This is a genomic window from Noviherbaspirillum sp. (genome assembly GCF_036846085.1).
Taxonomy (GTDB): Bacteria; Pseudomonadota; Gammaproteobacteria; order Burkholderiales; family Burkholderiaceae_D; genus Noviherbaspirillum.
This window is the reverse complement of the sequence record NZ_DAIUCO010000183.1, coordinates 1-10,677: the sequence shown is the minus strand read 5'-3', so window position 1 is coordinate 10,677 and position 10,677 is coordinate 1. Positions and strand designations below refer to the sequence as shown.

At 57.4% G+C, this 10,677-nt stretch carries 11 protein-coding genes and 1 tRNA gene; 4 read left to right on the top strand and 8 right to left on the bottom strand.

Going from position 1 to position 10,677, the window contains the following annotated elements:
- Positions 1 to 320: 320 nt before the first annotated feature.
- The 7 genes from V7080_RS18555 to V7080_RS18525 all read right to left on the bottom strand — a co-directional run bounded on the left by V7080_RS18555 (position 321) and on the right by V7080_RS18525 (position 5,574).
- The gene (locus V7080_RS18555; RefSeq protein ID WP_334189878.1) at positions 321 to 545 is read right to left on the bottom strand and encodes a hypothetical protein; all 225 of its coding nucleotides are present in this window, start codon (positions 543 to 545) and stop codon (positions 321 to 323) included.
- 317 nt (positions 546 to 862) lie between these two features.
- Positions 863 to 952: transfer RNA gene (locus tag V7080_RS18550), tRNA-Ser, on the bottom strand.
- A 60-nt stretch (positions 953 to 1,012) separates the two neighbouring features.
- Positions 1,013 to 2,254, bottom strand: a complete 1,242-nt coding sequence (gene hemW, locus V7080_RS18545) for a radical SAM family heme chaperone HemW (protein WP_334189877.1) — start codon at positions 2,252 to 2,254, stop codon at positions 1,013 to 1,015.
- Positions 2,251 to 2,835 (bottom strand): RdgB/HAM1 family non-canonical purine NTP pyrophosphatase, encoded by a 585-nt coding sequence (gene rdgB / locus V7080_RS18540; protein ID WP_334189876.1) that lies wholly within the window; start codon positions 2,833 to 2,835, stop codon positions 2,251 to 2,253. The genes hemW and rdgB overlap by 4 nt, the downstream gene beginning before the upstream one ends.
- 46 nt (positions 2,836 to 2,881) lie before the next feature.
- Positions 2,882 to 3,613, bottom strand: a complete 732-nt coding sequence (gene rph, locus V7080_RS18535) for a ribonuclease PH (protein WP_334189875.1) — start codon at positions 3,611 to 3,613, stop codon at positions 2,882 to 2,884.
- A gap of 8 nt (positions 3,614 to 3,621) precedes the next feature.
- Complete coding sequence (locus V7080_RS18530) at positions 3,622 to 4,554, bottom strand: PP2C family protein-serine/threonine phosphatase (RefSeq protein WP_334189874.1); 933 nt, start codon at positions 4,552 to 4,554, stop codon at positions 3,622 to 3,624.
- A 12-nt stretch (positions 4,555 to 4,566) separates the two neighbouring features.
- A complete protein-coding gene (locus tag V7080_RS18525) occupies positions 4,567 to 5,574 on the bottom strand; it encodes a serine/threonine protein kinase (RefSeq protein ID WP_334189873.1) in 1,008 nt (335 codons plus the stop codon).
- 105 nt (positions 5,575 to 5,679) lie between these two features.
- Between V7080_RS18525 and V7080_RS18520 the strand changes: the two genes are divergently transcribed.
- Genes V7080_RS18520 through V7080_RS18505 form a run of 4 tightly spaced genes read left to right on the top strand, consistent with a single transcriptional unit; the run spans position 5,680 to position 9,808 of the window.
- Entirely contained in the window at positions 5,680 to 6,594 is a 915-nt protein-coding gene (locus tag V7080_RS18520) for a YicC/YloC family endoribonuclease (protein ID WP_334189872.1), read from the top strand.
- A 45-nt stretch (positions 6,595 to 6,639) separates the two neighbouring features.
- Positions 6,640 to 7,284 (top strand): guanylate kinase, encoded by a 645-nt coding sequence (gmk, locus tag V7080_RS18515; protein WP_334189871.1) that lies wholly within the window; start codon positions 6,640 to 6,642, stop codon positions 7,282 to 7,284.
- A gap of 16 nt (positions 7,285 to 7,300) precedes the next feature.
- Positions 7,301 to 7,504, top strand: coding sequence for a DNA-directed RNA polymerase subunit omega (gene rpoZ / locus V7080_RS18510; protein WP_326861315.1), 204 nt, complete (start codon positions 7,301 to 7,303; stop codon positions 7,502 to 7,504).
- A 36-nt stretch (positions 7,505 to 7,540) separates the two neighbouring features.
- Complete coding sequence (locus tag V7080_RS18505; RefSeq protein ID WP_334189870.1) at positions 7,541 to 9,808, top strand: RelA/SpoT family protein; 2,268 nt, start codon at positions 7,541 to 7,543, stop codon at positions 9,806 to 9,808.
- A 119-nt stretch (positions 9,809 to 9,927) separates the two neighbouring features.
- Here the strand turns inward: V7080_RS18505 and V7080_RS18500 are convergent.
- Positions 9,928 to 10,677, bottom strand: a 750-nt coding sequence (locus V7080_RS18500) for a DUF3422 domain-containing protein (RefSeq protein ID WP_334189869.1), incomplete at its 5' end; no start/stop codon positions are given.

Genomic DNA, 10,677 nt, shown 5'->3' with positions numbered 1-10,677 from the left:
AGCATCTATAACGCTCGATAAGCAATCTCGTTTACTTGTTCAGCGTTGCCTTAAGTGTCCTGCAATGCGTGTAGCGATTCGGTTTGAATTGACCACAGGAAAATTTGAGAACCGTCAAAACGCAATTTCCACCATGCATCATTCTGTGGTTTTCCTACAGGAGACGACGTGGAAATTTTGTTGGCAGCATTGGATGACGAATGGCTGACGCAGCTCTATATCGCCTGCACGGCGATCGCGATGCTCTGGTGCGTTCGGGCGGCACGAATTTGAATACCGTTCGTTGGCCCAGGAGTTTTAAGTAAGGATCGATGCACGAATCAAATCGCCCCGTCAAACAAAAAGCCCAGCGCAATGGCTGGGCCTGAAAATCTGGTGCTGGAATATTTACATACCGCCAGCCCCGGTACAAACAGCCATTTCTTTTGAGCTATGCTCACTCGGAAAAGCTTGAATACAGACATATTATCGAAGTGGCATCGGTCGATTTTGATATGCCACAAAAGCACAGCGAAATATGACGCACAAAAAAAATCCCACAGCATGGGGATGCTGCAGGACAAGCTCTGTGAAGGAAAAATACGATGCGAGTAACACAGATATGCGGTTACTCATGGGTAATGTTAATCGTTGAATCTTAGGCCAAGCTTAAATCAGCCCGATCGAGCGCAAATGCCTTTGTTGTCAGGCCATTCCCCATTGAAATTCTTCGCGCACGGGGAATCCGTTGCGCTTCTGTACACGACTTGAGCCCTACGTCGACGACATCAGATAGCGCAGACATAGATGCGCACAGATACGAGCACTAAGAACCCGCAAAATCATCACTGGAAGCGTCGAAGCCATGAATATGGCAATGGATTGGCGGAAGGTGTGAGATTCGAACTCACGGAGGACTCGCATCCTCGCCGGTTTTCAAGACCGGTGCATTCAACCGCTCTGCCAACCTTCCGTAGCCGGAATTATACCGAAGTCGCCTCTGATTGCCGAATGATGAATGGCAAATAAACAGCTATTCACGTAAAAACATTTGCTGCAGGTCGTTCAGGAAACGCCTGCCAAGTTCGGTCGGGCGGATGATCCGGTGGTCGCGATACAGCAATCCTTTCCGTTCCGCCTGGTCGAGCGCTTGCCCGATCGCATTGATGGCCATGCCGGTGCGCTCCGCGAACAGGTTGACTTCGAATCCATCGTTCAGGCGCAGTGCATTCAGCATGAATTCGAATCCGAGTTCGCCTCGTTCAATTTCAAACTCCTCCTGCACCGGCGATCCTTTCACCGTATTTTCAAGATAGGCTTTCGGCTGCTTGTAGCGCATCTGCCTGATGATCCGATGCGGGAACGACAACTTCGAATGCGCGCCGGCGCCAATGCCGAGATAGTCTCCGAACTGCCAGTAGTTCAGATTGTGCCGTGCCTGGCGACCTGCCTGCGCATAGGCGGAAACCTCGTAATGCCCATATCCGGCGGCGGCAGTCCGATCCTGAATCATGTCCTGCATCTCCGCGCTCAGGTCGTCATCCGGTACCGTGGGCGGATATTTGGCGAAATAGGTGTTCGGCTCCAGGGTCAGGTGGTAAAGCGACAAATGCGGCGGCGCGAATCCAATTGCCGTCGCCACATCCTGCGCCGCTTCATCCAGTGTCTGGGACGGCAATGCATACATCAGGTCGAGATTGAAGTTATCAAAGGCGGCATGGGCAATGTCGACCGCCCTTCTCGCTTCATCGCCGTCATGAATGCGGCCGAGCGCCTGCAAGTGATGTGGATTGAAGCTCTGGATGCCGATCGACAGGCGGTTGATGCCGCTTGCGCGATACGACCGGAATTTCTCCATTTCAAACGTGCCCGGATTCGCCTCCATCGTAATTTCGGCGCGGCCATCCAGCGGCAGCAAGGTTCGTATATCGGACAGCAAGCGATCCAATCCCGCGGCCGACATCAGGCTTGGCGTACCGCCGCCGATGAAGATCGTATAAATCTTCCTGCCCCAAATCAGCGGTAGCGCAGCCTCCAGATCAGTGCGCAGTGCGTCAAGGTATTCCTTTTCAGGAAAGCCGTCCCTAGCTTCATGGGAATTGAAATCGCAATAGGGACATTTACGGACGCACCACGGAAAATGCACATACAGTGACAACGGCGGCAACGCCGTCAGGTGCAGCGTGCCCGGCCGCAGAAATGCCGCCGCTGCCTCGGCGGGGGTTGATGTACTTTTCGTCGTGGCCCCGGACGTTACGGGCTTGATGGGTATCATCGCAACTTCTCCACCAATACGCGCAATGCCTGCCCGCGGTGCGAGAGCCGGTTTTTTTCCTGGGCGGACAATTCCGCTGCCGTCTTTTGCAGCGGCGGCAACCAAAAATGGGGGTCATAGCCGAACCCGCCCTGTCCGCGCGCATCGGCGATGATTTCACCGTCCCAGCGGCCTTCCGCTATGACCGGTTGCGGATCGTTCGCATGGCGCACCAGGACAAGCACACAGTAATAGTAGGCCGATTTGTCCGCATACGGCGCAAGCTCTTCGATGAGCTTCGAATTGTTGCGAGCGTCGGACTTCGGTTCGCCGGCGAAACGGGCCGAGAATACGCCGGGCGCGCCTTCCAGCGCATTGGCACAGACACCCGAATCGTCAGCCAGTGCGGCAAGTCCGGTCAGCCGCGATGCATGACGCGCTTTCGCAAGTGCGTTTTCTATGAACGTAGGGTGCGGCTCATCAGCTTCCGGCACATTGAATTCGCCTTGCGTGCGAAGGCTGAAACCCAGAGGATCCAGCAACTCGCTAAATTCCTTCAGCTTGCCGGCATTGTTCGAAGCGAGAACGATGGTGCGGTTCATGATGTAAATCCGCTGCGGTACGAACCGGCGGGGTAAGCAAATTATGTCAGGACAGGCCGAGCGCCTTTTTTTGCAATACGATCAACTCGCCGATGCCTTTCTGCGCAAGGTCGAGAAGTGTATTCATGGTAGCGCGATCAAAGGCCGCGCCTTCCGCCGTTCCCTGTACTTCGACGAAGTGGCCGCTGTCGGTCATCACGACATTCATATCGGTATCACAGTCGGAATCTTCAATATAGTCGAGGTCGAGTACCGGCCGGCCGCCATGCACACCGACCGAGACCGCGGCGACGAAATGCTTTACCGGCATTGTTCCGATCGCGCCGCGCGCCATCAGGCCGGCGAAGGCGTCGTAGGCTGCCACCATCGCGCCGGTGATGGCGGCGGTGCGGGTTCCACCATCGGCCTGGAGGACATCGCAATCGAGCTGAAGGGTACGTTCACCGAAGGCTTCCAGGTCGAAGGCCGCGCGTAGCGAGCGGCCGATCAGCCGCTGGATTTCCTGCGTGCGCCCGGATTGCTTTCCCCTGGCCGCCTCGCGGTCCATGCGTGTATGCGTGGAGCGTGGGAGCATGCCGTACTCCGCAGTCATCCATCCCTGCCCTTTTCCCTTCAGGAATCCCGGCACTTTCTCTTCGATACTGGCAGTGCAAAGCACGCGGGTGTCGCCGAATTCGATCAGGACCGAACCTTCGGCATGCTTGGTGTATTGACGGGTAATACGGACGGCGCGCAATGCATCGGCGGCCCGCCCGCTGGGACGGTTTTCAAACGACATGGAGTTGCCTAATTTTTAGAAGTGATGCGGGAAGATTTTTCAATCGCGCCACGGATTTCCTCGATCGCTTTTTCAATCTCGGAGTCGTTGAATACATCGGCCTGTTCGAGATCGGCATGACGCGGCGCCTGAATCGTCGTGGTAACGCTTCCCACGGGCAGTGTGTGAGTGGTGATGGTGCTGTTTGGATCCTGGAGATTATGGCCGCCTTCCCACATCAGCGCCAGTGCCGTGACATTATCGCTGGCCTTGCCGGCGATGCCGGTGGCGGTTGCAAGCAATTCCGGCACGGCCCTGACCACGGTGTTGTTCTGCAAGCGCTGGGCCAGTACATGATCCGGCAATACGGACCATAAGCCATCGGAACACAACAGGATCACATCGCCGGATTGCAGGCTGGAACGGCGCGACAGTTCCACGATCGGCATGTTCGGCGCTCCGAGGCAGTTGAACAGCTTGTTGCGGTCCGGATGGGTGTCCCGCTCGGAAGGATCGACCTTACCTTGCGCGATCAGCGTCTCGATGCGGGAATGATCCCTCGTGCGGGCCAGTATCTGTCCCTGCCGCATCCAGTACAAGCGCGAGTCGCCGCAATGCGCCCAGAACGCATTTCCATGCTGGATCAGGCAGGCGACGATGGTTGTGCGCGGCGTTTCAGGCAGATTGTTGATGGCGCGATAGCGATGAATTTCACGGTGCGCAGCAAAGAAACTGTCTTCGAGGAACCGTTCCGGTTTCTTGACATAGGGATTGGCATTCTGCTGGAACAGGGAGCCCACCGTCTGCAATGCGATGGTGGCAGCCATTTCGCCCTGGATGTGTCCGCCCATTCCGTCCGCAAGCAACAGCAGCAGCGCATCGCGCGTGAAGCTGTATCCCATGCGATCCTGGTTGTTCTTGCGGCCGCCGATATGGCTTTCCTGGTATACAGAGAATCGCATGCGCGTGTCCGGTTACTTGGTATGTTCCTGAATTGTCGTTCCGATGGCCGGAGAATTTCGGCCAAAATTGGCAAGCAAGCCCTTCAGCCTGGTCGAAACTTTTCCGAGGATGTCGACTTCCTTCTTTTCCGAAACCGGTTCGCGCAGTGCCTTTTGCAGTGCGAACACGCTTTGCGGACGTTCCAGGGGATCGACGCGCAGGCTCCACCGGATGACCTGAATCAGCTCGCGCGAATACATGCTTTCCAGCTTGCGGAAGTGATCGTCCATCTTGTCATTGGTCTTGCGCTGGTCCGCCGGCTGCGGCGGTGCACCGACCATGCACGCGAACATCGACGCGCCGATGCTATAGATATCTGTCCAGGGGCCGAGATTGCCGTTCTTGACGTAGAGCTCCGGCGGCGCAAAGCCCGGCGTGTACATCGGGTACAGCTTCGGCATATCGGTTTTCAGCGTCTGGCGAGCGGCACCGAAATCCAGCAGAATCGGCGTGCCGTCCATGCGCAGGTAGATATTGGCCGGTTTCAGATCGAGATGCAGCAGCTTGTTGGTATGCACTTCCCGCAAGCCGTTCATCACCTGATTGAACATCTTGCGAATGAATCGTTCCGATACGAGCGGACGCTCGCCCTTGTCCCGGCGGCGCAGGATATGGTCCTGCAGTGAACGCCCCGACTCATACGCCATCACCATGTACACCGTGTCGTTGGCGCGGAAAAAATTGATCACACTGACAACATTGGGATGCGAGATGCGCGCCAGCGCCCGCCCTTCCTCGAAGAAGCACTTCAATCCGATCCGGAATACCGGCAGATTTTCCGCGGAGATCGCCGGAACCAGCTCGCCCGGCTGGCGTAACGCCAGTGAACTTGGAAGATACTCCTTGATCGCAACGGCGTTACCGTCCTCGTCATAGGCCAGGTAGACAATACTGAACCCGCCTGACGCAATCTTCTTTACAATGCGATATCCAGCTATTTCAAGCCCATCCGGTAACGGAGCGTTGTTTTGCGCGGCCATAGTGTCCTAATGATTCACATTCGGTTTCACATGCTAGTTTCGCATGCAGAGGTTACCTGCGATTGTGTTGACAAATCCCTGTTTTGTAAAGAAGAAGGCTGAATTTTGACTATATCGAGTATGACCGGATACGCGGTCGTCGCACGTGAAACAACAGCGGGAACGCTGACGATTGAAATCAAGAGCGTCAATTCCCGTTTTCTTGATCTGCAATTTCGCATCAATGACGACATGCGCGCTTTCGAACCTGCGTTGCGTGAAGCCATCATGGGCCGGGTTGGGCGCGGAAAGGTCGAGTGCCGACTGAGCTTCGGACGAAAGGCGGCGAGCGGGACTTCGCAAGCCTTGAATGCACCTCTGATGCAGTCCTTATCCAAGCTGCAGGCCGCTATCCGGGAACAGTTCCATGATGCGCAGGCGCTGTCTGTGCACGAATTGCTGCGCTGGCCGGGCATGCTGGAAGAGGCTGACGCAAACCAGGAATCGCTGCAGGGCGAGGTTGCCGCCACGATGGCTGCCGCGGTCGATGCATTCGTCGAGTCCCGCAACCGCGAGGGTGCCGCACTGCAGGCAATGCTGTTGTCGCGTGTCGACGATATGGAATCCATTGTCAAACGGATCACACCCATGGTGCCGCAGGCGATCGCGCAGTTCCAGCAGAAAGCGACGGAACGAATGCAGGAAGCGCTGGGCATCGCCATGCAAACCGGTACGGCGACGACATCCACCGTTTCGCGGGAAGAAGCGCTGGAACGCATCAGGCAGGAAGTGACGCTGTATGGTATCCGCATCGACGTCGCAGAGGAATTGTCACGCCTGTCCGCACACCTGACAGAAACCCGTCACATCCTCGCCAAAGGTGGCCCGGTCGGTAAGCGGCTGGATTTCATGATGCAGGAATTGAACCGGGAGGCGAACACGGTTGGCTCCAAGGCCGCCCTGAAGGAGCTGTCGGATGCATCGATGTCAATGAAACTGCTCATTGAGCAGATGCGGGAACAAGTTCAGAATCTAGAATAATTTCCGTACCGGATAACCGCCCAACCTTCTTCGCCGAGTCTTTTCATGTCCGATCTCCATCCTTCCTCCGGCAGCCTGTTCATGGTCGTTGCGCCATCCGGCGCCGGAAAGTCGACACTGGTCAATGCATTGCTTGCCCAGGAGCCGTCAATCAAGTTATCGATTTCCTACACGACTCGCGCGCCCCGCCCCAAGGAACAGCATGGGCGAGAGTATTACTTCACCTCCGTAAGAGATTTTCTGACAAGACGGGAATCCGGGGAATTTTTGGAATCGGCTGAAGTCCACGGTAATTACTATGGAACATCGCGCCTGATGATTTCCGACCAAATGCGGGCCGGCACCGATGTTTTGCTGGAAATAGACTGGCAAGGCGCGCAACAGGTAAAGAAGCAGTTTCCCGATGCGGTAGGCATTTTCATCCTGCCGCCGTCAATCGCCGTTCTGGAAGAACGCCTGAACAAGCGCGGACAGGACGATCCGTCGGTCATCACCCGTCGAATTCTGGCTGCCGGAGGGGAGATCGCGCACGCGCCCGAGTTTGAATATGTTATTATTAATCAAGAGTTTGCGACCGCTTTAGCCGAATTGACAGCCATTGTAAAAGCCAGTCGTTGTCGGTATGCGCAGCAAGCTGCACGGAACACTTCCCTGTTCGCCCAATTGGGCTTGCACGGCATATTAAATTAATCCTCCAGGAGCATGAATGGCCCGCGTCACAATTGAAGATTGCCTACAAGAAATACCAAACCGCTTCCAGCTGACTTTGGCTGCGACATACCGCGCACGCCAACTGCTGCAGGGACATACCCCGAAGCTGGAAGCCAAGGACAAGCCGACCGTTATAGCGCTGCGCGAAATCGCTGCCGGAAAAGTCGGAATTGAAATGCTCAAGAAAGTCCCGAGTTAAGTTCCACAACCATGAAGCGGCTGATATCCTCAGTTTATGAACCTGATCCCCACAGATTCGACCTTATCAGTTGCTCTACCTAACCGGGCGGCATCCGACCGCTCGGCCCACAGGAATACCGACCACAACGGCGCCGACCCGAACGGCGCTGTTGCCGGCGTCGCATCCGTCACCCAGCTGAATGCAAAACTCGCCGAATACCTGACGCCTTCCGAGCTGAAGAAAGTCAAGGAAGCATATCGCTTTTCCGACGAGATGCATCTCGGCCAGATGCGCAAATCCGGCGAACCCTACATTTCCCATCCGATTGCCGTTGCCGAAATTTGCGCGGATTGGAAGCTGGATGCGCAGGCCATCATGGCGGCGCTGCTGCATGACGTGATGGAAGACCAGGACGTCAAGAAGGAAGAACTGATCGAGCGCTTCGGCGCACCGGTGGCGACACTGGTTGACGGACTGTCGAAACTCGACAAGATCGAATTTCAGAGCCAGATCGAAATCCAGGCCGAGAACTTCCGCAAGATGCTGCTGGCGATGGCACGCGACGTGCGCGTCATCCTGGTCAAGCTGGCCGACCGGCTGCACAACATGCGCACGCTCGGCTTCATGTCGCCGGAAAAAAAGCGGCGCATCGCGCGCGAGACGATGGAGGTATATGTGCCGATTGCCCATCGGCTCGGCCTCAACAACATTTATCGCGAACTGCAGGACCTGGCGTTTTCCCACCTTTACCCGGTTCGCTACAAGACGCTCTCGAAAGCCGTCAAGGCGGCACGCGGGAACCGACGTGAAGTCGTCAGCAAGATTCTCGATTCCGTGAAAAATACGCTGGCTGCGGCCGGCGTCCAGGCGCAAGTTTACGGCCGGGAAAAAACCCTGTTCGGCATCTATCGCAAGATGCGCAACAAGCACCTGTCCTTCTCCCAGGTACTGGACGTATACGGCTTCCGCGTGGTGGTCGACAGTTTCGCCAACTGCTATGTCGCACTGGGCACGCTGCATGCGCTCTACAAGCCGATGCCCGGCAAATTCAAGGATTACATCGCCATCCCGAAGCTCAACGGCTACCAGTCGCTGCATACCACGCTGATCGGCCCGTACGGCACGCCGGTGGAGTTTCAGATTCGCACGCAGGAAATGCACCGCGTCGCCGAATCCGGCGTTGCGGCGCACTGGCTTTACAAGAACGAGGATGCCAGCCTTTCGGACCTGCAGCAGCGCACGCATGCGTGGCTGCAATCGCTGCTCGACATCCAGAAGCAGACCGGCGACTCCGCTGAATTCCTCGAACATGTGAAGGTCGACCTGTTTCCCGATTCGGTCTACGTGTTCACCCCGAAATCCAAGATCATCGCCCTCCCCCGCGGCGCGACGGTGCTGGATTTCGCCTACACCATCCATACCGACATCGGCGACCAGTCGGTTGCGGCCAAGGTCAATCATGAGCCCGCTGCATTGCGCACCGAGCTGCGCAACGGCGACATCGTGGAAATCGTCACCGCGCCGCATTCACGTCCCAGCCCGAACTGGCTGACCTTCGTCCGTACGGGCAAGGCAAGGTCCGCCATCCGGCACCACCTGCGCACCGCCAACCTATCCGAATCCACCGAACTGGGCCGGCGCCTGCTGGCACAGGCGCTGACCGCGCTGGCAATCGAACCGGAGCTCGATCCCTGCCTGGTGGAGAGATTGTTGAATGAGTCGAGCGCCAAATCGCTTGATGAACTGCATGCCGATATCGGCGTCGGCAAACGCATGGCGATGCTCGTGGCACGGCACATCGCCGGGCTGCTCGAAGGGGCGCACGATGCGGGCGCCCTCACCGACAATGCCGAGATGCGCACGCCGCGGCTGGACCCCGTCATCATCACCGGCACGGAAGGCGTGTCGGTACAACTGGCGCCATGCTGTCAACCCATCCCCGGGGATGCCATCATGGGGCAATTGCGTCGCGATCAGGGCCTGATGGTGCATGCGATCGATTGCGACACGGCCAAACGCCAGCGCTCCAAGGAGCCCGACCGATGGATCGAACTGGCATGGGGAAGTGAATTGCCCCGCCGCTTCGACTGCCGCATCAAGATCCTGGTGCACAACGAGAAAGGCGTCCTTGCCCGCATCGCCGCCGAAATCGGCGAATCGGATGCCAACATCACGCACGTCGGCATGGACAACGACCAGGATCACTCCCTGACCCAATTGCGGTTCACGATTCAGGTGGAAGACCGTGTCCATCTTGCCCGCCTGATGCGCAATATCCGACGCATTCCGCAGGTTGCCCGCATCCTGCGCGAGCGCGGCTAGAGCGGCCTACCGATCCGGGCCTATCGGTCCGACTTTTCAAACGACGCCATGGCGATACGGCAACGCGGGACATGAACGGGCGGTAATCCTGCACGCTTCCTGGGGCACCACCGTCTGCCTCAGTGCACCTCTACCCGTCTGTGCATCCGCCGCAATCCCAGCCATACACCCGCCGCAATCAAGGGCAGCAGGACGCCGGTCGCCATATCCGGATTCACCGGCCATCCGGCCGCCTTGGCAGCCTTGCCTGCATAGTTGAACAGGCCTGCCAGATAATAGGAAATCGCCACGACCGACAGTCCTTCCACCGCCTGCTGCAGCCGCAATTGCTGGGCGGCGCGGGTGTTCATGGATTGCAGGATTTGCTTGTTCTGCTGCTCCTGGACGATGCCGACGCGGGTACGCAACAGGTCATTGGTATGCGCAATTCGCCCTGCGAGCATTTGCTGCCGGCGCGCTATGGATTCGCATGTATTCATTGCGGGGGTCAGGCGCCGCTCCATGAACTCTTCGACCGTCGGTATGCCTTCGATACGATGCTCGCGCAGTTCCTCGATGCGTGCATGGACCAGCTGCACATACGCCTGCGACGCGGAGAAACGATAGCCGTTGTCGAGCGACAGCTTTTCAACCCGGGCAGCCAGGCCGGTGATTGTCCTGAGGAGTCGCTGCTCTCCATCGGCATCCCCTGCGCCGCCAGCCGTATCGGTATCCACCATCGCAGCGGTGAGCCTTGCCAGCTCGGTCTCGATCGTATTCAGGACAGGCGTCGCATGCTGCGCATGCGGCAGTCCCAGCAATGCCATCATGCGGTAGGTTTCGATTTCAAGAACGCGCTGGACCAATCGTCCCGCCTGTTGTTCCTGCAG